The organism is Microbaculum marinisediminis (assembly GCF_025397915.1).
GTDB classification, from domain to species: domain Bacteria; phylum Pseudomonadota; class Alphaproteobacteria; order Rhizobiales; family Tepidamorphaceae; genus Microbaculum; species Microbaculum marinisediminis.
In genome coordinates this window covers 378,853-401,541 of sequence record NZ_JALIDZ010000001.1, presented here as the reverse complement: position 1 = coordinate 401,541, position 22,689 = coordinate 378,853, and the positions used below count along the sequence as shown (strand labels likewise).

At 64.8% G+C, this 22,689-nt stretch carries 23 protein-coding genes; 13 read left to right on the top strand and 10 right to left on the bottom strand.

The annotated features are described in order from the left end of the window. Positions 1-111: 111 nt before the first annotated feature. Positions 112-1,353 carry a 5-aminolevulinate synthase gene (gene hemA, locus MUB46_RS02085; RefSeq protein WP_261614203.1) on the bottom strand — a complete coding sequence of 414 codons (1,242 nt, stop codon included), beginning with the start codon at positions 1,351-1,353 and terminating at the stop codon, positions 112-114. Positions 1,354-1,574: 221 nt separating this feature from the next. On the opposite strand from hemA, the gene MUB46_RS02080 reads away from it, so the two are divergent. After that, on the top strand, positions 1,575-2,702 hold the full coding sequence (locus tag MUB46_RS02080) for a TIGR03364 family FAD-dependent oxidoreductase (RefSeq protein ID WP_261614202.1): 1,128 nt from the start codon (positions 1,575-1,577) through the stop codon (positions 2,700-2,702). An 18-nt stretch (positions 2,703-2,720) separates the two neighbouring features. Continuing rightward, positions 2,721-3,527 carry a phosphonoacetaldehyde hydrolase gene (gene phnX, locus MUB46_RS02075; RefSeq protein WP_261614201.1) on the top strand — a complete coding sequence of 269 codons (807 nt, stop codon included), beginning with the start codon at positions 2,721-2,723 and terminating at the stop codon, positions 3,525-3,527. Positions 3,528-3,531: 4 nt separating this feature from the next. Here phnX and MUB46_RS02070 read toward each other — a convergent pair whose 3' ends face one another. Next, complete coding sequence (locus MUB46_RS02070) at positions 3,532-5,058, bottom strand: alkaline phosphatase family protein (protein WP_261614200.1); 1,527 nt, start codon at positions 5,056-5,058, stop codon at positions 3,532-3,534. A 142-nt stretch (positions 5,059-5,200) separates the two neighbouring features. On the opposite strand from MUB46_RS02070, the gene MUB46_RS02065 reads away from it, so the two are divergent. The 7 genes from MUB46_RS02065 to MUB46_RS02035 all read left to right on the top strand — a co-directional run bounded on the left by MUB46_RS02065 (position 5,201) and on the right by MUB46_RS02035 (position 11,991). After that, complete coding sequence (locus MUB46_RS02065; protein ID WP_261614199.1) at positions 5,201-6,127, top strand: mechanosensitive ion channel family protein; 927 nt, start codon at positions 5,201-5,203, stop codon at positions 6,125-6,127. Positions 6,128-6,430: 303 nt separating this feature from the next. Continuing rightward, entirely contained in the window at positions 6,431-7,567 is a 1,137-nt protein-coding gene (locus MUB46_RS02060) for an extracellular solute-binding protein (protein WP_261614198.1), read from the top strand. Positions 7,568-7,719: 152 nt separating this feature from the next. Beyond that, positions 7,720-8,811, top strand: a complete 1,092-nt coding sequence (locus MUB46_RS02055) for an ABC transporter ATP-binding protein (protein WP_261614197.1) — start codon at positions 7,720-7,722, stop codon at positions 8,809-8,811. 4 nt (positions 8,812-8,815) lie between these two features. Beyond that, the gene (locus MUB46_RS02050; protein ID WP_261614196.1) at positions 8,816-9,850 is read left to right on the top strand and encodes an ABC transporter permease; all 1,035 of its coding nucleotides are present in this window, start codon (positions 8,816-8,818) and stop codon (positions 9,848-9,850) included. A gap of 16 nt (positions 9,851-9,866) precedes the next feature. Next, on the top strand, positions 9,867-10,715 hold the full coding sequence (locus MUB46_RS02045) for an ABC transporter permease (RefSeq protein WP_261614195.1): 849 nt from the start codon (positions 9,867-9,869) through the stop codon (positions 10,713-10,715). 79 nt (positions 10,716-10,794) lie between these two features. Then, positions 10,795-11,502: a hypothetical protein gene (locus tag MUB46_RS02040; protein ID WP_261614194.1), complete on the top strand. Its 708-nt coding sequence runs from the start codon at positions 10,795-10,797 to the stop codon at positions 11,500-11,502. Positions 11,503-11,547: 45 nt separating this feature from the next. Then, the gene (locus tag MUB46_RS02035; RefSeq protein WP_261614193.1) at positions 11,548-11,991 is read left to right on the top strand and encodes a PaaI family thioesterase; all 444 of its coding nucleotides are present in this window, start codon (positions 11,548-11,550) and stop codon (positions 11,989-11,991) included. Here MUB46_RS02035 and MUB46_RS02030 read toward each other — a convergent pair. Both MUB46_RS02030 and MUB46_RS02025 read right to left on the bottom strand, forming a co-directional pair. Next, positions 11,988-14,066: a methyl-accepting chemotaxis protein gene (locus MUB46_RS02030; protein ID WP_261614192.1), complete on the bottom strand. Its 2,079-nt coding sequence runs from the start codon at positions 14,064-14,066 to the stop codon at positions 11,988-11,990. The two genes, MUB46_RS02035 and MUB46_RS02030, sit on opposite strands and share 4 nt — an antisense overlap. Positions 14,067-14,397: 331 nt before the next feature. Next, a complete protein-coding gene (locus MUB46_RS02025) occupies positions 14,398-15,000 on the bottom strand; it encodes a tetratricopeptide repeat protein (RefSeq protein ID WP_261614191.1) in 603 nt (200 codons plus the stop codon). Positions 15,001-15,165: 165 nt separating this feature from the next. Here MUB46_RS02025 and MUB46_RS02020 point away from each other — a divergent pair, with 165 nt between their 5' ends. Then, positions 15,166-15,894: a DUF1045 domain-containing protein gene (locus tag MUB46_RS02020; protein ID WP_261614190.1), complete on the top strand. Its 729-nt coding sequence runs from the start codon at positions 15,166-15,168 to the stop codon at positions 15,892-15,894. A gap of 466 nt (positions 15,895-16,360) precedes the next feature. On the opposite strand, the gene MUB46_RS02015 is transcribed toward MUB46_RS02020, so the two are convergent. The 3 genes from MUB46_RS02015 to MUB46_RS02005 form a co-directional block, all read right to left on the bottom strand. Continuing rightward, on the bottom strand, positions 16,361-17,404 hold the full coding sequence (locus MUB46_RS02015; RefSeq protein WP_261614189.1) for a tyrosine-type recombinase/integrase: 1,044 nt from the start codon (positions 17,402-17,404) through the stop codon (positions 16,361-16,363). A gap of 178 nt (positions 17,405-17,582) precedes the next feature. Beyond that, complete coding sequence (locus tag MUB46_RS02010; protein ID WP_261614188.1) at positions 17,583-17,843, bottom strand: hypothetical protein; 261 nt, start codon at positions 17,841-17,843, stop codon at positions 17,583-17,585. Then, on the bottom strand, positions 17,843-18,169 hold the full coding sequence (locus MUB46_RS02005) for a hypothetical protein (protein WP_261614187.1): 327 nt from the start codon (positions 18,167-18,169) through the stop codon (positions 17,843-17,845). Before MUB46_RS02005 ends, MUB46_RS02010 begins: the two co-directional genes overlap by 1 nt. A 135-nt stretch (positions 18,170-18,304) precedes the next feature. Here MUB46_RS02005 and MUB46_RS02000 point away from each other — a divergent pair, with 135 nt between their 5' ends. Both MUB46_RS02000 and MUB46_RS01995 read left to right on the top strand, forming a co-directional pair. Next, positions 18,305-18,553, top strand: a complete 249-nt coding sequence (locus tag MUB46_RS02000; RefSeq protein WP_261614186.1) for a hypothetical protein — start codon at positions 18,305-18,307, stop codon at positions 18,551-18,553. Between the two features lie 673 nt (positions 18,554-19,226). After that, complete coding sequence (locus MUB46_RS01995) at positions 19,227-20,132, top strand: hypothetical protein (protein ID WP_261614185.1); 906 nt, start codon at positions 19,227-19,229, stop codon at positions 20,130-20,132. A gap of 227 nt (positions 20,133-20,359) precedes the next feature. Here the strand turns inward: MUB46_RS01995 and MUB46_RS01990 are convergent, their stop codons facing one another. Both MUB46_RS01990 and MUB46_RS01985 read right to left on the bottom strand, forming a co-directional pair. Further along, the gene (locus tag MUB46_RS01990) at positions 20,360-20,764 is read right to left on the bottom strand and encodes a type II toxin-antitoxin system PemK/MazF family toxin (protein ID WP_261614184.1); all 405 of its coding nucleotides are present in this window, start codon (positions 20,762-20,764) and stop codon (positions 20,360-20,362) included. A gap of 379 nt (positions 20,765-21,143) precedes the next feature. Beyond that, entirely contained in the window at positions 21,144-21,866 is a 723-nt protein-coding gene (locus MUB46_RS01985; protein ID WP_261614183.1) for an XRE family transcriptional regulator, read from the bottom strand. Positions 21,867-21,954: 88 nt separating this feature from the next. On the opposite strand from MUB46_RS01985, the gene MUB46_RS01980 reads away from it, so the two are divergent. Next, entirely contained in the window at positions 21,955-22,179 is a 225-nt protein-coding gene (locus tag MUB46_RS01980) for a transcriptional regulator (protein ID WP_261614182.1), read from the top strand. 15 nt (positions 22,180-22,194) lie between these two features. Here MUB46_RS01980 and MUB46_RS01975 read toward each other — a convergent pair whose 3' ends face one another. Next, entirely contained in the window at positions 22,195-22,503 is a 309-nt protein-coding gene (locus tag MUB46_RS01975) for a hypothetical protein (protein ID WP_261614181.1), read from the bottom strand. Positions 22,504-22,689: the final 186 nt, after the last annotated feature.

Here is a 22,689-nt window from a genome sequence, read left to right as displayed (position 1 = left end):
GGCCTGTCATTCCCGTAAGAAAAACAGGCTGCTAGCCGCTTCGATAGTGGGATATCGCGCCATCCTGCTGGCAGGCGGCGCGACGCATCAGATCTCGGAAATCGTCGGGCGTTATTCCGCCGCCGCGGCGCGATCGGTGTCGGCGTAAGGGATGCCGAGCGTGTCCCAGACCTCGGAGAGCGCCTCGGCCAGTCCTTCGATCAACCGGTCGTCGTGGAACGGCGTCGGCGTGATCCGCAGGCGCTCCGTGCCGCGCGGAACGGTCGGGTAGTTGATCGGCTGGATGTAGATGTCGTGCTTGTCCATCAGCCGGTCGCTTGCCGCCTTGCACAGCTCCGGATCGCCAACCAGAATCGGCACGATATGCGTGACCGACGGCATCACCGGCAGGCCGCGCGCGAGCAGCACGTCCTTGGTCCGCGTCGCCTGGCGCTGCTGCGCCTCGCGTTCCGCCGACGATGCCTTGAGGATGCGGATCGAGGCCGTCGCGGCCGCCGCGATCGTCGGCGGCAGGGCGGTGGTGAAGATGAAGCCGGGCGCGAAGGACCGCACCGAGTCGACGATGTCCGACGTCGAGGCGATGTACCCGCCCAGGCACCCGAACGCCTTGGCCAGCGTGCCCTCGACCACGTCGATGCGACCCATTTCGCCCTCGCGTTCGGCGATGCCGCCGCCGCGCGGGCCGTACATGCCGACCGCGTGTACCTCGTCGATATAGGTCATCGCGCCGTAGCGCTCGGCCAGGTCGCAGATCTTGCCGACGGGGCCGATATCGCCATCCATCGAATAGACCGACTCGAACACGATCAGCTTCGGCCGTTCCTTGCCGGCAGCCTGGAGCAGGTCTTCCAGGTGTTCGACGTCGTTGTGCCGGAAGATCTTCTTGTCGCAGCCCGAGCGCCGCACGCCCTCGATCATCGAGGCGTGGTTCAGCTCGTCCGACAGGATCAGGCATTCCGGAATCAGCCGGGCGATCGTCGAGATCGAGGCCTCGTTGGAGATGAAACCGGAGGTGAAGGCGAGGGCCGCCTCCTTGCCGTGCAGATCGGCAAGCTCCGCTTCCAGGCTGACCAGCGGATGGTTGGTGCCGGAAATGTTGCGCGTGCCGCCGGCCCCGACGCCCATACGGTCTATCGCATCCGTTGCCGCCGCGATCACGTCCGGATGCTGGCCCATGCCTAGATAGTCGTTCGAACACCAGATGGTGATCTCGCGCTTGCCGGACGCGCCGTGGTAGATCGCCCGGGGAAAGCGGCCCGCGACGCGCTCGAGCTCGGCGAAGACGCGATAGCGCTTCTCCGCGGTAATATCCTCGATGGCGGACCGAAATACGCTGGCGTAGTCAAAAGCCATGGCGGATTCGTACCTTTCCTTGCGGCCGTTTGGTCGGTGCAAGCCGGGCCCGAGCCGTCACCGCGCGCACGCGACATCGACCCGATCCGGACAACCCTTTGAACCAGTATTTATTCCAATTCGCAACTGACTTTGCTGCGGCAATTGGTCGGACCGTCGCATAGCTGTCATCGAGGCGGGATTTGTATGCGCTTCGTTATTCCACGGGGGCAGGCCGGACAATGAAAGACGAACGATACGACCTCGCCGTCGTCGGCGCCGGCATCGTCGGGCTTGCCCATGCGCTGATGGCGGCCCGGCGCGGCATGAAGGTGGTGGTCGTCGACCGGGATGCCGGCGCCAACGGCGCGTCCGTGCGCAACTTCGGCTTCGTCACCGTCACCGGGCAGCAGCACGGCGAATGCTGGCGCCGGGCAAGGCGCTCGCGCGACGTCTGGGCGGAGATCGCGGGCCCCGCCGGCATCGAGGTCGCCCAGCGCGGTCTCGCCGTGGCCGCCCGTTACGCGGAATCGCTGCCGGTCCTGGAGGCGTTCCTGGAAACGGAAATGGGCGAGGGGTGCATGCTGCAGACCCTGGACGAGGCCCGCAAGACGGTGCCGCGTCTGCGTGACAATGTCCGCGCGGTCCTGCGGAGCCCGCACGAATTGCGCGTCGAATCCCGCGACGCGATTCCGCAACTCGCCGCCTATCTCGAACGCGATCACGGCGTGGCTTTCCTGCGCCGGGCCCAGGTGCAGGGCATCGCCTTGCCTGCGATTGAAACGTCCGCCGGGACGGTGCGCGCGGAGGCGGCCGTGGTCTGTCCCGGCGACGACTTCCTCTCGCTCTACCCCGAGCGTATCGCCGCCTATGGCCTCACCCGCTGCAAGCTGCACATGATGCGGTTGAAGCCGCCGGCAGGCGCGGCCCTCGGCACCGCGGTGATGTCGGATCTCGGCCTGGTCCGCTATCTCGGCTACGCCGAACTGCCGCAAGCCGCCGCCCTGAAGGCGCGGCTGGAGCGCGAGCGGGCCGATGCACTCGAGGCCGGCGTGCACCTGATCGTGGTTCAATCGTCGGATGGGAGCCTCGTGGTCGGCGACAGCCATCACTACGGCTGGACGCCCGAACCCTTCGCTTCCGAAGCAGTCGACCGGCTGATCCTCGACGAGTTCGATAACGTGCTCGATATGGGTGCCTACGAGGTCACGGAACGCTGGACCGGCATCTACGCCTCCGCGTCCGATCGTCTGATGCTGGTCGACGCGCCGGAGGACAGGGTACGCCTTGTCATCGTTACATCCGGCACCGGGGCGTCGACCGCCTTCGGCATCGCCGAGGAGGTGATAGACGGCATGTTCGGCGCCTGAACAGGAAAGGAAAACGGGATGACCGGGAATACGGTGAAGGCGGTGGTTTTCGATTGGGCGGGCACCGTCGTCGACTTCGGTTCGCGCGCGCCGATGGGCGCGTTCGTGGAGGTGTTCAGGCGCTTCGGCGTCGATATCTCGATCGACGAGGCCCGGGTGCCGATGGGCCTGCCGAAATGGGACCATATCCAGGCGCTCGGCCGTATTCCGCGCATCGCCCAGGCGTGGCGGGAGGCGAAGGGCAGGGATTTCGGCGATGCCGACGTCGACGCCATCTACGAAGTGTTCGTGCCGCTCAACGCCGAGGTGGTGACGGACTATGCCGACCTGATCCCCGGCGTCATCGAGACGGTCGCCGAGCTGCGCGCCTGCGGCATCAAGATCGGCTCCACCACCGGCTACACGCGCGAGATAATGGAGCGGCTCGTGCCGATTGCCGCCGCGCAGGGCTTCGCCCCGGACAATCTGGTCTGCGCCGGCGATCTGCCGGAAGGTCGCCCCGGCGCGCTGATGATGTACCGCACATTCCTCGACCTCCAGGTCTGGCCGGCCTGGTCCGTCGTCAAGGTGGACGATACCGAGCCCGGCATAGCCGAGGGCCTTGCCGCCGGCACCTGGACCGTCGGCGTAGCCGCGTCCGGCAACGCGATGGGGCTGTCGCTGGAGGAATACGAAGCGTACGACGACTCCCACCTCGATCGCTACGCGGCCGCCGAGCGCCGTCTCGCCCGTGCCGGCGCGCATTTCGTCATCGGCTCGGTCGCCGAGCTGATGGATGTGATCGACGAAATCGAGGGCCGGCTCCTGCGCGGGGAGCGGCCCTAGCCGTTCACCCCGCGCGACGATCGACTGTCGCCGACACCGGTCCGTCTTCGGTCAACTCGATGCCCGATAGGCTGCGGTCGAGATGGCGGGCGCGCCAGGCGAGCAGTGCCTCGGCCATCTCCAGCCGTGCGTCCCTGTAGGCCGGATCCTCGGCCAGATTCGTGAGCTCGCCCGGGTCCGCCTGCATGTCGAACAGGAGCGGGGGCAGGCCGCCGAAATGCACGTACTTGAACCGCTCGCCGCGCACGACGGCGAGGTTCAGTGCATCGAGCGGCAGGCCGAAGCGGCGTTCGGTCTCGGCCGTCGCCACCTCGCGGAAATCGAATTCCCAATGCGCTTCGCTGCGCCAGTTCGCCGGTATCGTGCCTTCGAGGAAGGGCATCAGCGAGCGGCCGTCGAGATGGGGCGGTACGTCGGCGCCGATCCGCTCCAGGATCGTCGGAACGATGTCGATCGACTCGGTGAAGCGGTCGACGGCCTGTCCCGGCCGCCCCGCCTTCGGGTCGCGGACGATCAACGGCACGTGATAGCTCTGGTCGAACCAGCCGAGCTTGCCGTAGAGCCAGTGGTCGCCCATCATCTCGCCGTGGTCGCTCGTCAGGATGACGAGCGTGTCCTCGGCCGCGCCGGCCGCCTCCAGTCCCGCCATCATCCGGCCGATCTGCGCGTCGACCTCCGAGATCATGCCCCAATAGGTCGCCCGGATCTGCCGCCGCGCGGCATCGTCCCAGTCGCTGATCGAGCCGGAGGCGCCGTGCACGAAGTTGGTCTTGCGGATGGTGTCCAGGCTGTAGGCGAGGAAGGGATGCTGGGCCGCCTCCGCCTCGGGCGTTGCCGCGCGGCTGAAGTCGCCGCCGTCGTCGGGGGAATACATCGAGGCGTAGGGGTGCGGCACGATGAACGGCGGGTGCGGGCGGATGAAGCTCACATGCGCGAACCAGGCCCGATCCTGTTCGCCGAGCCAGCGCAGGAACTCGTCGGTCAGGAAGGCGGTCTCGGTATCCTCTGCCGAATAGTGCGTGTCCTGGGCCGCGGGCGGGTCGGCCGGGCCGTCCTTCGGCAAGTAGATGTCGAGGCCCGGCGGCACGTCGACGCCGCGGCCCTTGAGCCAGGACAGCCACGGTTTGACGTCCTCGGGCAGGCGCACGCGCACGCTCATGCCCGGCAGCACGCCTTCATAGGTGGTCCGCCAGGGATCGCGGCCATCCAGACGACGCGGATCCTGTGCGACGTCGGTATAGCCGAACTGGGTCGGATCGTAGCCGGACCGCCGAGCCGCCAGCGCCAGCGTGTCGTGGCGCCGGTCGAGCGGCGTGCCGTTGCGGCAGACCCGGTTGGTCATCTGGTAGAGGCCGGTATAGAGGCAGGCCCGTGCCGGCGAACACGGCGCGGCCTGGGCGTAGTGCCTCCTGAACAGCGTTCCCTCGCCGGCCAGCCGGTCGATGTTCGGCGTCCGGACAACAGGATGGCCGACGGCGCCGAGACTGTCGCCGCGCCACTGGTCGGCGGTTATGAGGAGTACGTTGGTCAAGGCCGCTCACCCTCCGTTCGCGATGCGTCTTAACGAAATCGCTAGCTCATTCCGATGACATTGCGCCGACAGCGGGCGTGGCGTCCACAGGATGACGCAACGCTCCTTCGTTTGTTTGGAATGCAACAGGGCAGGTTTGACGATGACGGCACAGGCAGTAGCTCAGGCAGCGACGGGCGCGGCAGGCGAAGCGGCAGCGCCGGCCGAAGGTCAGGCGGTCGTGGCGGAGAAGACCCGGGAGGTGATCGTCACCTATTTCGGGCAACTGGACTCCGATCCGACGCTGATCATCGAGAAGATCGAGAAGTGGATCAATGGCTCCTACACGCTGTTGCCGAACATCATCGTCGCGCTGATCTTCTTCGGAATCTTCTGGGGCGTGGCCAAGGCCGTGGAGGCGTCGTTCGTCAAATGGGCGGCCCGGCGCAAGCGCAAGAACCTTGGCGAAGTGCTCGGCGGCTTCCTGCGCTGGGCGGTGACGATCTTCGGCTTTTTCATCGCCATCACCATCATCCTGCCCTCTGTCGAGCCGGTCGACCTGCTCGCTGGCCTGGGTATCGGCTCGGTCGCCATCGGCTTTGCCTTCAAGGACATCCTGCAGAACTGGCTCGCCGGTCTCCTGATCCTGTTTCGCCAACCCTTCCTCGCCGGCGACCAGATCGTCATCTCGGGCTATGAGGGGACCGTCGAGCGCATCGAGACGCGCTCCACCAATATCCGCACCCATGACGGGCGTCTGGTGCTGGTGCCCAATTCCGATGCCTACACCAATGCGGTGACGGTCGCGACGGCCTTCAAGAAGCGGCAGAGCCAGTGCAATCTCGCCGTTCCCGCGGGCGCCGACATCGCCAAGACGCGCGAGCTGATCGTCACAACCCTCGGCAAGATCGACGGCGTCCTTCAGGATCCCGCCCCAGCGGTTCTCACGACCGATCTCCAGGCCGCCAAGGTCATCCTCCAGGCGAGCTGGTGGACGGGCTCCAAGTATGCCGAGATCACTTCCGTGCGATCGCAGGCGCTGGAGGCGCTGAAGGCGGCCCTCGAAAAGAACGATTTCGCGCTGGCCTGATCTGCGGCCAGTTCCGCCTTCGACAGCTCGAAAAGATTGCTGTTTCGGGGAATCGGGCGATAGACGCCCGTTTTCCGAGAGGGCGCCGTGTTGGCGTCCGGCAGTAATCAGAAATACGCGCATCGCCAACCCGATGGATTCTGTATCGCGTTGTCCACATAAAGATGACAGCGACGCGATACCTGTCATACAGTTGTTGATGCTGGCTGTTAACGCGGCAAAGAACGCGCGGTCATCTCCCAATCGGCGACGTTGTCCGCGCCTTCTAAGCCGTATCCAGCCGCTTCATCGGGAGGCATAAAGATGACCAACATAAATCGCCGTACAGTTCTGAGAGGAACCGCCGCAACCGGCTTGGCGCTCGCCATGCCGGCCATTCTGAAAGCCGGTGACGCGTTGGCGTCTTCGGGCACCGTCAACGTGTTCGCCTGGGGGGACTACGTTCAGGACAACATCAAGGACGCCTTCGAAAAGGCGACCGGCATCAAGGTCAACCTGTCGACCTACGGGTCGAACGACGAGGCCGAGAACAAGCTGCGCGCCGCCGGCGGCAAGGGCTTCGACGTGATCTTCCCCTCCGTCGACACCGGCCCGAACTACTACAAGGACGATCTGCTCGGGGCGATCGACGAGTCCAAGTTCAACGTCGACAAGGTGATCCCGTCCATCTACCGCGCCTCGATCAACCTCGGCGCCACCAACCGCGGCAAGCGCTACCTCATTCCCTGCGACTGGGGCACCGAGGCGATGACGTGGGATTCCGAAACCAGTCCGGACCTCAAGTATGGCACCATCTCCTACGGCGACATGTGGAAGTCCGACATGGCGGGCAAGGTCGCCGTTCGCCAGAAATCGGTATTGGTCAGCCTGGCGATCTACCTCGACGACATCGGCGAGGTGAAATCCGACCGCGCCATGGACCTCTACAAGTCGGAAGACGACTGCCGGCGCGTGTTCGAGGCCGTGACCAACTATGCCATCGAGCGCCGCGGCAACATCGGCGCCTTCTGGAACAACGCCACCGAGGCCACCGCCGCCTTCACCGACGCCGGCTGCAGCATCGGCCAGACCTGGGACACGACCGGCATCCTGCTCAATCGTGAGACCAATCCGAAGTGGCGCTACACCATGCCGAAGGAAGGTGGCCTGGGCTGGATCGACACCATGGCGATCCCGTCCGGCTCGGAGAACGTCGACCAGGCCTATGCGTTCGTCAACTTCATGCTGACGCCGGAAGCCGGCGGCATGTTCGCCAACAACACCGGGTACAACTCGGCCGCCGTCGACGCCGACCAGCATCTCAACGACGCTCAGAAGGCCGCGTTCTCGATGGCCTATCCGGACGCCGCCGCGATCGACAATCTGTGGTGGTGGCCGGCGCAGACCGACTTCTTCGGCGCGCTGCGCACCGAGTATGTCGAGAAGTTCACCAACGCCTGACGCAATACCGGGACCGGTCTTGAAAAGGAGCGGCCCCGGTTTCCTTCCGTTTGCCGGTCCGGCGATCCGGCGGGCAGCCCTCGCCGGACATTCGACGTCTGACCATCGCATGCCCGGGCGAGGCACGATCGTGGGGTCGAGGGGGAACTGCGATGCTGGGTAAAGGCAAGAACGTCGTCCTCGACGGCGTATCCATGGTCTTCGGAACGTTTACCGCCGTCCGGAAAACCGATCTGGAGATCGGCGCCGGGGAGTTCTTCTCGATCCTCGGCCCGTCGGGCTGCGGCAAGACCACCCTCCTGCGCATGATCTCCGGCTTCCTCGAGCCGACCACGGGGCGGGTCCTGATCGGCGGCGACGACATGGCCGGCATAGGGCCGAACCGCCGTCCGACCGCGCTCATATTCCAGAATCTTGCGCTGTTTCCCCTGATGCCCGTCTGGGAGAATGTCGCCTTCGGGCTCGAGGCGCGCGGCATGCCGAAGAGGAAGCGGCGCGAGCGCGCAATGGAGTTGATCGATCTCGTCGCCCTGCGCGGCCAGGAGGACAAGCTGCCGGGCGACCTGTCGGGCGGCCAGCGTCAGCGCGTGGCGATCGCCCGCGCGCTCGCCGTCGAGCCGGCGGTGCTGCTTCTGGACGAGCCGCTGTCGGCGCTCGATCTCAAGTTGCGCCAGCACATGCGCGCCGAACTCAAGTCCATCCAGCGCAAGACCGGCGTCACCTTCGTCTACATCACCCACGACCAGGGCGAGGCGCTGACCATGTCGGACCGCATTGCCGTCATGAATCACGGCAGCGTCGAGCAGGTCGATACGACCGACGTCCTGTACGACAACCCGGCCACCCCCTTCGTCGCCACCTTCGTCGGCGAGCAGAACGTTTTCCGCGGCAAGGTCGCCGAGGTCGCCGAAGGCTTCGCCGTCGTCGAAGGCCCCGACGGCCGCCTGCGCGGGCGCGTCCGCGAGGGCCTGTCGAAGGGCGACGCGGCGATGGTTTTCGTCCGCCCCGAGCGGATGCAGTTCCTGAACGGTGCCGGTCTCGACAACGTCGTGACCGCCAGGGTCGACCGCCGCGACCTGGAAGGTCCCTTCGTGAACCTGTTCCTGAAGCGCGACGCCAACGAGATCATGGTCCATATCGTCAATTCGGGCGCCGCCGGCCGCGATCTGGATGGCGAACAGCGGGTCGGCTTCGCCGCGGCCGACGCGCTGGTGCTGCCCACGGGCGACCTGGCGAGGGATTGACCACATGAAGGCGCTCGCCCGCACCTACGGCCGCACCCTGTCCGGGACGTTCGTCTTCCTGACGGCCGCCTGGTTGCTCGGCATGATCGTCATCCCGCAGCTCTTCATGATCGAGCGCTCGCTGTGGGTGCGGCAGGAATCGACCCAGCTCTCGCTGGAGATCGACCGGCTCTACAACGAGGTCTCGCTGTTGCGGTTCGATGCGCAGGGAGCCGCCGACGCCGACAAGCCGGCCATCGAGGACAAGATCTCCGGCATCGAGGAACGGATCGCCGAGCTGGAAGCCCAGGAGAAGGCGCCGCAGAAGGTCTATACGCTGTCCAACTACACCCGAATGTCGGGTCTGCATTTCAGGATCTTCGTGCGCACCATCGTTTATGCGGCGATGGTGACGGTTCTGGCGCTCGTCGTCTGCTACCCGATCGCCTTCGCCGTCGCCCAGGTCGCGACCCCCCAGGCTGCCGCCTTCCTGATGCTCGGGCTGATCATCCCCTATGCGATCAACGAGCTCCTGCGGGTCTACGCCTGGCTGATGATCCTCGACTACCAGGGCGTGCTGAACACCTTCCTGGACTGGATCGGCGTCACCAATCTCGCCGCCAAGCAATGGATTCCCTTCCTGGAATCGCCCGCGGCCGTCTTCGTCGCGATGGTCTACACCTACATCCTGTTCATGGTCTTCCCGATCTACAACACGCTGGAGACGCTGGATCGCAACCAGCTCGAGGCCGCGCGCGATCTGGGCGCGCCGAGCTGGCGCATCCACTGGCGCGTCGCCATCCCCCACGCCAAGCCGGGCATCGCGGTGGGCTGCATCATGACATTCATGCTGTCGGCGGGGTCGTATTCGGTGCCGCAGATCATGACGCGCGGCACGTCCGGCGACTGGTTCAGTCAGACGATCTACAGGCAGTTCTTCGAATCCAACAACTGGAACGCGGGCGCGGCCTACGCCTTCACGCTGCTGGTCGTCTGCATCGTCTTCATCTTCCTGATGATGCTGGTCTTCCGCGTCGGCGTGCGCGACATCGCGCGGTGAGTGGAGGGGCAGCAGCATGACAACCGCCACCGTCGCAGCAGCGCCCGCGCCGATCCGCAGGACCCGCGAGGGGCGCTGGGCCAGTATCGTCCTCACCGCCTACATGGTGGTCTTCTTCATCTACCTGTTCGCGCCGCTCCTGGTGATGACGCTCGCCGCGTTCAACGCCTACGACTATCCCTCGGTGACGCAGTGGCGCGGCTGGACCCTGAAGTGGTTCGACGAGCTCGCCGGCGACGAACGCATCCTGCAGGGATTGTGGAATTCGATCCTGGTCGGCATCGGCGTCATCGCCGTGTCCATCCCGCTGGGTCTGTCCGGCGCGTTCATCCTAACGCGGCTGCAGTCGCGCTGGAACGGCCTGCTCTACGGCGTGCTCGTTTCGCCGATCCTGACCCCGGGCATCATCCTGGGCATCTCGACGCTGATCTTCTGGCGCAACTTCGAGGTGCCCGGCGGGCTGTTCCTTGCCATGATGGCCCAGGCGACCTTCATCGCCTCCTATTCGATGCTGATGTTCATGGCCCGCCTGCAGCGCCAGGACAGGAGCCTGGAGGAAGCGGCGCTCGACCTGGGCGCGTCCAGCTTCCTGGTGTTCCGGCGCGTCACGATCCCGTTCCTGGCGCCGACCATCTTCACCGCCGCCGTGATCGCCTTCCTGCAGTCGATCGAGAACTACAACACCACCGTGTTCGCGATCGGCGGCAACTGGACGCTCGTCACCGAGATCGGCTCGCGCTTCCGCTTCGGCCTGTCGCCGGTCATCAACGTCATCGGCGTCATTTTCGTCGTCCTTACCGTCATCGCGGCGACAACCTACGTCATGCTCAAGGAGCGCGACCGCAAGGCGCGCATGGCGCGGTAAGGCAGGAGCCCCCGCGGGTCCGTTTGCGTTTTTCGGCCGTCCCGGCTTTCCTGTCCGGCATGACGAAGGGGACACGCGAATGCGCCTGACCTTCCGCTGCCTGCCGGGCTTCGAGGACATCCTGCCCAGGCCGGTGCCCGCCCGGACCGGATTGCCGGACTGGCTCAAAGCGATGCCGTCGACGACCGTCAGCGAAACGCTCGGCGGCATCGAGGTGCGCACGCTCAAGCACTGCCCGCCGCTGCTCGACGCCTTCTCGACGGGTGTGCTGCTGCCGCTGGCCGCCGACCTCACCGTGAAGGAGGGCGAACTTGGCTGGGACTGGGAGGCGCCGCGCGTGCCCGGCCTGCGCCACACCCGCTCGCCCATCGGCCTGCATGTGCCCGAGCAGGCGGCCGGCGCGCCGCTGCAGGCGGACGAAAACCGCTTCGTCGTGAAGTTCACCAATTTCTGGGCTCTGGAGGTGCCGGAAGGCTGGTCGGTGCTGTTCACCCACCCGCTCAACCGCGAGGATCTGCCGTTCCGCACACTCGCCGGGATTGTCGATTGCGACCGGTTCTCGGACGGATTCGTGCATTTCCCCGCGATCTGGGCCGACCCGGATTTCGAAGGCGTGCTGCCGAAGGGCACGCCCGTTGCCCAGGCAATCCCTGTCAAGCGCGAGGCAATCGAGATCGTCACCGAGACGATGGACGCCGCCCGTCTTGACGCCCATCGCACCCTTGAGGACGGTCTGTCGGAAGACCCCGGGCTCTATCGCAAGTCCTTCCGCGTCGGGCCGGCCTGAGCCGGTCTCCCTTCTCTATTCGAAATTTCGGACCAGGAAATCTCCATGGAAAACATGCTGGAGTTCGGCCGCCAGATCCTCGCCGCGCAGGCGTTCAGCCGCCTGTTGAAGGCGGAACTCGTGAGCTGGAGCGAGGATCTTACCGAACTGCGCGTTCCGTTGAGCGAGGATACCGAGCAGCATCTCGGCATGACCCATGGCGGCGTCATCTGCTACGCCGCCGACAACGCGCTGACCTATGCCGGCGGTGCGGTGCTCGGAGCGGGCGTCGTCACCGGCGAGCTCAAGATCAACTATATCCGCCCGGCGATCGGCTCGGCCTTGATCGCCCGCGCCTCGGCGCTTCATGCGGGCCGCACCCAGGCGGTCGTCCGCTGCGACGTGTTCGTCGTCGATGGTCAGACGGAGAAACTCTGCGCGACGGCGCTCGGTACCATCCGCAAGGTGGAGGGGGCGGGGGACGGATCGCCCCCCGCCAATCGGTCCTAGGCCGCGCGGACGCGCTCGACGAAGCCGTTGACCTCGGTGCGTAGCTGTTCGGACTGCTGGGCCAGCTCGCGCGCCGCGCTCAGCACCTGCTCGGCCGAGGTGCCGGTCTCGCTCGCCGCCGAGCTGACGCCGGCGATGTTGGCGCTGACGTCGCCGGTGCCGGCCGAAGCCTGCTGAACACTGCGGGCGATTTCCTGCGTCGCCGCGCCTTGCTCTTCCACCGCCGAGGCGATCGTAGACGAGATCTCGTTGATCGACGTGATCGTCTGGCCGATCTGGCGGATCGCCTCCACGGCATCGCCGGTGGCCGTCTGGATGCTCGAGATCTGCTGGCCGATCTCCTCGGTCGCCTTGGCGGTCTGTCCGGCGAGCGCCTTCACTTCCTGCGCCACGACCGCGAAGCCCTTGCCGGCGTCGCCGGCGCGCGCCGCCTCGATGGTCGCGTTGAGCGCGAGCAGGTTGGTCTGCTCGGCGATCGTGTTGATCAGTTCGATCACGTCGCCGATCTTCTGCGCGGTATCCGCAAGCCCTTCCACCATGGCGTTCGTCTGTTCCGCGTTCGCCACCGCGTTCTGGGCGATCTGCGCCGCCTCCTGTACCTGACGGCTGATCTCGGAGATCGAGCTGGAGAGCTCTTCCGCCGAGGAGGCGACGGTGTTGACGTTGGTCGAGGCTTGCTCGGCGGCCGCCGAAACGGTCATTGCCCGGCTGTTGGTTTCCTCCGCCGTGGACGTCATCGACTGGGCAGTGGATTCCATCTCGCTCGCCGCCGAGGAGACGATCTCGACGACGCCGCCGACGCTCGCCAGGAAGGAGTCGGCCAGTTCGTTCATGGCCTTGCGCTTCTCCTCCTGGGCAAGCCGGTCGCGATCGGCCTGTTCCAGCTGCAGCCGTTCCATCTCAATGGCGTTCTGGCGGAACACGTCGACGGCCTCGGCCATGGCGCCGATCTCGTCCTGGCGTCCGAGACCCGGAACCGCGATCTCCTTGTTGCCGTCCGCCAGCGAGGCCATGGCGCTGCGCATCGCTTCCAGCGGTCGCGTCACGCGGCTGATGATCAGCCAGAAGGCCGCGGCGACCACGACAAGGGCGATGCCGAGGATGACCATGCTGACGATCATGGCGCGCGAACTGCTGCCCGCCGTCTCGGCCGCCAGCGTTTCGATCTGCGCGCCGGTCGCCCTGCTGAGCGTGAGGATGGTATTGATGCCCGCCGTGGCCGCGCCGACCCATTCGCTTGCCGTCAGCGGATAGGGATCGCCCGCGGCACCGGCCGCCAGAATGGCCTGGCGGGTCTTGCCGAGGTCGCCGAAGAAATCGCGGCGGACCGTCTCGATCGCGCTGGTGACGTCGGGCGAGACCGGAACGTTGTCGGCGACCGCCTGGACGGTTTCCCAGGCGTACTCGACGCGCCCGCGCCGGCTTGCCACCGTTTCCAGGAACGCGTTGGTCATCGGCTTGCCGCTGGCGATCGCCGCGCCGATGCCGGCGCGTTCGCGGCCGGCGAATTCGCTCATCACCCAGATGGCGTCCTTCATGCGCTGATACTGCGCCATCCGCGCCTCGGCGGTGTCGAGAGACAGTTCCAGCGAGCGGCGCAGCGTCTGGGTGGCTTCGATCACGCCGGTGATGGTCGTCAGCCACTTTTCGGCCAGTTGCGGATCGCGCTGGGACAGCGGCATCTGCAGTGCGCGATCTACCTCCGGCCGGAGCGCCGCCACCCTGGCCAGGGCCTCTTCCGTCGCGGCCAGGTTCGTCTTCGTCCCGCCGAGACGGTCCAGGGCGGTTTTCAGATCCGTGTCGGCGAGCTGGCGCTGCTTGTCGATCGCCGCGCGGCGGTCGCTGCTGACGGGCTCGCTCGCGCTGAGCGCGGTCATGCTGATCCCGCGTTCGATCGCCCAGTTGCCGGCGCTGCCGAGCAACAGGTCGCCGATCATGTTGGTTTCCTCGGTCTGCATCGCGCTGGAGCGCTGACCGGCCATGTCGAATGTCATCTGCCCCGCAAGGCCGATCACGGCGAGCCCGAGAAGCCCGGTGATCGCGAGCAGGATATTTCTGAGCGATAGCGATTTCATGAGTCCCCCCGAATACTGTCCGGCAACGGTTAGGCCGCAACGCGGAGCCAAAATTCTCTCCTGATTTAAAGGGGGTGGGTGTTGAAGCATTGGTTAACGTCGGAAGTATTCATAGTCGAAACAATAAGAGAAGCGGTGCTCTAGCGAGGCTTTCGCTCGCGTCTAGCAAGGGATTCCGAATAATAAATTCGGCTAAATACTGTTCAGTCGGAGTGTTTCAGCGAAGGCGGCGGACTGGGTTGAGATTGGCTGCATAAAACGTAGTTGATCTCCAAGTCAGAAATATGTATTGTTATGAATTAACAAATATCAATTTTCACATATCCCGTACCTATCCGAGGCGTCGCCGGTCGAGCGGAAGCCGGCCGCGTGCGCCCTGGCTCATCGCCTTCAGGATTTCGGGTCGGAGTCCGGGCGCATCCCAATAGAGCGCGCCGAACAGGTTCCGCGCTTCGTCGACCTCGCCGAGATCGCGCGCCGTTTCGGCACGACCCAGCCGGATCGCCGGATCGCCGGGCCGCACGGACTCGGCCAGCTCCAGATGGACCGCCGCCGCTTTCCCCCTGCCGAGACGCAGGCACAGGCGCGCCGCGTTCAGGCGCGCGTCCGGGTCGTCCGGCACGGCGGCGAGATAGGTCTCGAATGCGCCGAGCGCGTCGGTCTCCGCGCCGCGGTCCATCAGGGACGCGGCATACTCGAACCGTGCATTGGCGTGATCCGGAGCTGTCGCGAGCAGGCGCGCCAGTCGTTGTTCGGCTTGCGCGGGCTTGCCGAGCCTCTTTTCCACCAGGGCGAGATTGTAGGCGAGGGAAACGTCTTCCGCGCGGCGCTCCAGGCAGGTGAGGAGCGCCGTTTCGGCGCCGCGCCAGTCGCCGGCGCTGATCGCCGCCGCCGCGTCACGCAACAACTGGTCGGTCCCGGCTCGGTCTGGCACGATCACAGCCCCATCAATCCCTGGCGGATCCTACCGGAAACGGCCGATCGCCGCGACCCGTCTCCGGTCGCGCAGGGCCGTCATCGCGCTGTAATGCCCCGTGGATACCGAATAGGATCGGTCCGCAATCCGGCGGACCGCGCGACCCGCGTAAGGAGACTGTGCGTGCGCTACGCGATCTACTTCGTTCCCGATCCCGATACCGACCTGGCCGAGTTCGGTGCCCGCTGGCTTGGCTATGACGTCGAGACCGGAACCACCTTCGCCGCGCCGATCGTCCGCGGGCTGGAGGCGGAGAGCTGGGGCGGCCTCGTGTCGGAACCGGCCCGCTATGGCCTGCACGCGACCCTGAAGGCGCCGTTCCGGCTCGCCGAGGGGCGCGGCGAAGGCGAACTGGTCGAGGCGCTACGCGGGTTCGCCCGCACGGTCACGCCGGTCCGCATACCCGTCCTGTCGCTAAAGCACCTGCGCGGCTTCTTCGCCCTGATGCCGGCGATCCGCGACGAGCAGGTCGAGGCCCTGTCGGCGCGCGCGGTGCGCGCCTTCGACGATTTCCGGAAGGCGCCCACGCACGCCGAGATCGCGCGTCGTCAGGCCGCCGGCCTGAACGCGCGCCAGCAGGCCAATCTCGAGCGCTGGGGCTACCCCTTCGTGTTCGACGAGGCGAGCTTCCATCTCACCCTGACCGGCAGGACGGATGCCGCTCGGGCGGTGGACATGGAAGATATCCTCACGGATTTCTTCGAGCCCGTCATCGGCCGCGCCCTGATCGTCGACCGTGTCGCCCTTGCCGTCGAGCGCGAGCCCGGTGCCCGTTTCGAGGTCCTCGCGGCCGCCACGCTCGGCCACCCGCTCGCCTATACCCGCCGGGCAGTTCAGCTCGACGCGGTGTAGGGCGGTCGTGTGCCGGCGGATTGCCGTGGTGCCGGGCGCTCCGCGCCGCGCGCATGCGTGAACCGGTGGGGGCCGGAGGGGGAATTATCTGAAAGTGGGATGGGGGAGGGAAGTCGCGACAGGTAGTTACGCCGATTAACTCCGGCGTACTACGCTGTCGACTTCACCCGGGCGATCCCGGCCTCAAACGTCAAAGGCCGCGGGACGAACGTGGCCGCAGTACATCCGTGCTGGCCACATCCCGACTGTTGCGGCGGTGACGTCCGCGCAAAGCAGCCTGTCCGTCCGGGATTGAGTGAGATATGGGGCGCGATCTGCCGATTGCAAGGGGCGGCGTTCGCTGGGGTTGCCCGCTGGCTTCATCTTTAGAGGCAATTCTGGAAAAACTGGTGCCCATGGCGTGGATTGAACACGCGACCTCTCCCTTACCAAGGGGAGACTCCGTCGTTGAATCTATTAGCTTTTTTCAATCCTCCACGGATTTTCCACGTTTTGGCGTCGGCAAGAGCGCGGCGCGCCGGGCGTCCTCGCTGACGACGACATGGGCATAGCGGGCCGCCGACTTCTCACTTTTCCAGCGGCCCGTCCCGACGAGCCCGTGTGTGTCGAGTCCGCCGTAGCGGCGCATCCACGTGCCATAGGTGTGGCAGAAGGTGTGGAAGGTCACCCAATCGTACAGATAGGGCGGATCGGCCTCGCCGGGTTCGCGCGGGACCGGCGTTACGCCGCTCGCCCGCATCCGCGCGGCGCGCATGAGACCGTAGAGATAGCCGTTCTTGCGGAACCGGAAGACGGTCTCGCCCTTGCGATCGAGCCCGCGGGGGTGGTTGGCGAGCGCGGCGACCAGGACGGGCGGCAGGAAGATGGCGCGCGGATCTTCCGTCTTCGACGTGGGCAGGTACGCGAAGCCCTCCGACAGGCGCATGTCGGCGCACCGCAGCCACAAGGCTTCGCTGAGCCGCATGCCGGTGTAGCAGAGGAAGTGCAGGAACGTCGCGAATTCCGCGTCGACCTTGCTGGCGGCGTCGAAGATGCGATCCGCATCCTCGGGCCATAGCCATCGCAATCGGGACTGGCCTGCCGAGCCCTTGGGGCGCTTCAGCTCAAAGCCGGCGCCGGCGTGTTTCAGGATCGCCGACAGTGGCGTGTAGACCTGCCGGTTGCGCGTGGCCGGGCTGGCGTCCGGATAAAGGACGTGCGCGGCGTCGTCGATCGCGGCCTGGTCGATGTGCGCGAGCGGCGTCTCGCCGAAGTGATCGGCAAGTCGGTCGACAAACCGGTGGTCGCCGCCGGCGCGAATATAGGACAGCGCCGCTATCGCGAAGGTCTTCCCGCCGCGCGGGACAAGGGCACCACGTTCGATCTCGGTTTCGATCCGCCGTTTGACCTGCCGGGCTGTCTTGAGGACAGGAGATCCCGAAGTTCGATCAACGCGGACCCCGAGGTAGGTGCCGCGGATGGTGTAGTTCGGCGACTTGCCCTTGCGGGGCGGGACGATCCGGAGGGGCATGACACGGGTTCCGGTAGGGCCTCTATCAGGCGGTTGATATCGGCCGCCCTGAACACCTTGCGTCGGCCGGACATCTTATAGAACGGGTGCAGCTTTATGAAGTCCTGGAGCAGGCGGCGGGACATGCGCAGGATCGCCGCGGTTTCCTCCATCGTATAGAGGCGGGGCGGCGGTGCGGTCATCGCGGGTTTCTCCAGCCCTGATACTCCGCCCACAGGTCGCGCCAGGCGACGCCGGCGTCGGTGTGACGGTCGAAGTCGGCACGGCTGGTGACACCGCACAGGACGCGCACGGCCGTCGCCGCGCCGTCGATCGTCGCCGCCTCGCTGCAGCCCTTGGCGCGGACGAGGAAGGTGCGGAACATTTGGCTGTTGCAGGCGATCGCCGCCTGTCGGGCAAGGGGGGCGCGGACGGAGCGGGTGCGGGCGGGTGCCGGCATCACGCCCCCCCGACGCTCGCGGCGATGCAGCCGACGAAGCCGATGAAGGCGGCCAGCGCAGCCACCTCGGGCAGGGAGGTGACGGTCTCCCCGACCAGCTCCTTCGCGCGGGTCCAGTAGCGCGCGAGCTCCGCGTGCGTGAAGCCGTCGCGCAGGAGATCCTCCGGGTGGACCCGGAGGATTGTCTCGTTCTGGTCGGGCGTCCCGCCCGCGCCGCGCTTTCGGATCAGGCTGCGATGCGCGATGCAGCGGGCCATCGCCTCGGGGACGCAACGGTTGCGCCGGCCCTGCTCGGCCAGGGTGATGGGGATCAGATGGTCGGTCACGGGAGCCTCCAATCTCTGAAAGCAGGACCGCCCGGGCGCGACGCGGGGAGGGGCGCGGCAGGCTTGCCCGCAGGCTTGCCGGCTGCCCGGGCGGGGATACCATCGGCGGAGGGAACGACACCGATGGTGGGACGGATGGATAAAGACGAGCACTGGGAGCGGCTGATCGAGTGGGAGGCTACGGCGAGCGAGACGGAAATCGGGCTTGCCGCGACGGAGCGCATCCTCGCCGCTTTAGGCCGGACGATCTCGCGGTTCGACCCGGACATGCGCACGGTGCTGTTGGCCGAGCTGTCGGTCGCGCGCGGGCCGGAGACCCTGCCGTACTCAAAGGTGTCGGATCGGGTGAGCGCGTTCATGGCGTGTCTCCCCCGTCCCGACTAGGGGGGTGTCCCGCGGGCACCCAAATCCACACTTCCGGGTCGAGATCCGGCAGGTCGATGCCGTGCGCGGCATACCAGTCAAGCCAGCGGCGCGCATTGACGCCCGCGACCGCGCGAAACCGTGACGGATCGCACCCGGCCGGCCGCGTCCACGCGACCCACCGACAGTGCGGCGCGGCTGGCACCATCGCCTGCGCGTCCGTGACCCGGCCCGCCACGACGAGGGTGTGGAGCGTGGCCCACCAGTCACGTGTGAAGGGGTGCAGCTGAGTGGCGACCGGGGTGTCACCGCGCCCCGATGCGGCGGGGGCATCTCGGAATTCGGGGGAGGAGATGGGGCACGCCATCGCGGGGCTCCTGTCTGCATTCGACAAGAGGATATACAAATAATTTGGTAATAAATCAACAGATAAATTGGTATTACGGTCGCGCGCCTGGTACACTCCGCCCATAGTCGTGGAAGGAGGGGGGGGGAATGTCGGATCAGGAGACCGATGCGCGCGGCCGCGCCTACCGATCGAAACGGGAGTGTAGCGCGGAAACCGTTCGTGGCGTGCTTATTGAGGCATTTCCGTGCGGCTCATGCCATGCACCAGTCGCGCCCCTCTCGATTCTGACTCCACATTGCAGTTGTTGCCTGCTTCTATACGCGCGGAACGTGTGGGAGGGGCGCAATGGAAATTCAAGTGCCATTCAAGGTCGAGTATCAGACTACGGAACCCGTTCCGATACCCGACATAATCAACAGCCTGCTTGCACTTCAGAGGATTCTGGAGGAAGCCGGAAAAAACTTAGAGAATTTCATACCTGGGCTTGTTGTCGAAAAAATCGACGTCCGAGTCCGGCAAATCTCGCACGGGAGCCTCAAGGAAATACTAGTCGTAGGGCTGTTTGCCCTCTTTCAGGATGAGCTGCAAGAGGGACTCCCGGCCTTGATAGAAGATCACACCGGGTACGCCGTACCGGAAAATGCCGAAACGCTACTCGTTATACTAGCGCTGGTGGCGATTGTTTATGGTGCTGATTTCGTACAAAAACTCATGCTTGGTAAAGTGCAAGATACCCCTATACGAATATTCAAAAAGTCATTGATAACCGATTTAGCTAAGCGCTCCGGCAAATCAGAGGAAGAAGTCAAGAAATTGCTCGATAAGAGGTACTGCACAAAGACTCGGATGAAACAGTTGGGGGATAGCGCGGTAAAATTCTTCATGCCAAGCAAGAAGCAGGCGAACGCTCCGATATTGGTGAATGAAACCGAAATAGACAGCAAAACCGTTGCGGATGCGCCTATGGATTATGCTTATGAGGCGGCGTCAAAGACGGAAAAGTCACGTCATCACAATGGGGTTACATTAGAAATACACGCGCAGGATAAAGATAGAGATGCTGTTGGCTGGGCTGCGATCCCGGTCGGGCTCTACAATAAGAGACTGCGAATGAAGCTGATGGACGCGGCTTCGCCGGAGCAACTTTGGGGGAAAGATCGCATCAAGGGTGATATAGTGCTATTATCCAAACGGATCGGGCTCGATTTCGAGCCGTCAGAGATTCACCTTGTGCATATCTATGACGAGTAATCCGGAAAAACCAGCCTGCGGACGCTCCAAGCAGAGAGCTTAATCAGGCAGTTCCGAGACGCGCATCTGTCCGCGCCCCAGATAGCCGAAAGCCCCGCGCAAGGCGGGGCTTTGGGACGGTGACAATATCTAGGCTTTCCGGAGCTTGTCATCGCTCAGTGGAAGCCTGCCTAGCTTGCTAGGTCTTAAAGCCCGACACCCGGGTTACGCCCGACAATATAGTAGAATCAGGCCTGCTTTTCAATCCGGTCCAGTCCGAGACCGCAAAGCACCGCCCGACGCACTCCGGCCAAATCATCAGGCAACAATGTCGGGTATTCGTACTTGCGTCGCCTTACCTTGAAGCCGTTCAAGCGGTATGTGCCGAGATTCATCAGCATGTCTGCTTTCGCCCAGCAGGGCAGACCGTCGGGTTCGTCGGGGTGATAGTTTTTCGAGAGGCGGTAGCAAAATGGCAGATGGTGCCGAGGCTCAGTCAGGCTGATCGGCACCACAGCAACGATCTCGGATCGATAGGGCAGCCTTGGTGAAATCACAATCACCGGTCTTGGCTTGACCATTTCGGGCTCTTTAAAGCCCTTGAAGTCGCAAACGAAAATCTGCCCCGCGCGCGGATGAAACTTAAGCGCCATCTTCCTTTTGCCAATGAACGACAACCAACAAACCGAACCGACTCGCCGAGATACGCTCGATACTACTCCAGATTGTCAGTGTCGGAGGAAGCAGGCAACCATTGTCAGCCGGTAAGGGGGTAATCGATCTTCCTTCGCAACGACCGCCCGCCGGCCGGGTCGGGCGGCCAGATGGGGCCCGATCAGCTGAAGATCGTGCTGAGGATCGCTGCAGCTATAAAACAGCGATCCAGACGCTGGCGACGAGTAGCATTGCAGAGACGATACCTGTTGCGACGTGGATTGCTCCCACATCCGCGATCCCAATCAGGTTGCACCGCCCAGTTACGAGCCACTCCGTCGTTCACTCCCCGTCTATTCTAGCGAGCGTGCCCCGCGCTCACCCCCGCCACTGGAACCAGGCGACGACGCGACCATAGACCCGGACATCATCACGAAGCAGCTCATGCGTCTGGTATCGTTCGTTATCGGAAATGACCCGGATCTTCTTGGAGCGCGGTATGAGCTGCAGGCGCTTGATGGACAGCCCGTCGCCGTAGTCACAAGCGTAGATGTCCTCCGGCTGCGGGACCGTATGCGACATGTCGACGAAGACGAAGGAGCCGGACTTGAGAGCGGGCTCCATGCTGTCGCCAATGACCGGGAGGGCATAGATATTCTTCAGGTTTCGGAGGCCGGCCTTCACGGTGTCCGGGAAGCTCCAATACCCTGCAATTTGGTCTGCGTAGAGTTCCCCGTTGTCGTCGGCTTTAACGCCGTCCACGCTGCCGAGCCCGAGGCCGCCGCGAATCGACAGGTTGGCCACATCGCCGGCTTCGGCTTGGTGGTGGCGCTGGTGCCAATCGGGCTCACTCTCGGGGAGTGGCGCGTAGGTTAGTTCACGCTGCTCCGGATCGTCCGTGTCACCGACAAGGTATTCTGGCGTCGTCTGTAGTGCGCGGGCGATTTCAAGAAGCTTACGGGGACGTTCCGATCGGCCGGCGATGATCGCCTGTATGCCCTGCTGCCGCATGCCAATTTTCTTCGCGAGCCAAGTCTGGCCGTCCTTTTCATGACCCAGGTCTTTTAGCCTGGCTGCGACTCTTTTTCCGAGCTTCGACATAGCCGGGACACTACCAATCATTCGGTAGTGGCGTTGCCACAGAGTTTTTGGTTGACTGGTACCAAAATTTTAGTGATCCTTCGTCCTTATGAGTACGTCAGCGCTTCAGAGAGCCGTAGAGGTCGTGGGCGGCCAGAAGCCGTTGGCGGCGAAGATCGGTACAACGCAATCGCAGGTCTGGTACTGGCTGACGCGCTCAAAAAAGGGCGTGTCCGCCGAGTTCGTCATCCCGATTGAAGAGGTGACCGGCATTCCTCGCCACGAGCTTCGACCGGACATCTATCCCGCCCCCACCGTCGAGGTGGCGGAATGATCGACGCCACGACCATCACTGATCGTCGCGACGGCTCCCGCGCCGGGGGCGCGTGGAGAACGGCATGGAGGTCGGCCCGTTCCATTCAGGGGCCGTCGCCATGTCCACGAGATCGCGGCATCGATGAATCTCCGTCAGAAGCGATCCGTCCTCATTCTTCCGCTGAAAGTCGTCGAACATCAGGCCGATCTGCTCGGAAAGGACGGCACCATCGATGACGCCCGTTTCGTGCAGCAGCCGCACCAGTTCGGCGAAACAGAATTCGAGCCCGACGATCCGCTGGTGGACTTCGAAAAGGGCGTCGTCGCTGACGTCTTCGTCCATCGATATCTCCGCGGTTGAAGGCGCCAAGCATAGCACGCTTACCGTCACGCCCGGCCTCACCCGATTGGTCCTGTTCCTGCTCGCGGCCGAAGCCGTGGCGGCATTCATCGCGTGGTGTCTGCCATGAAGGCACCCGCTCACCCGTGTGGCCCGGACATCTATCCCGCCCCCATCGTCGAGGCGGCG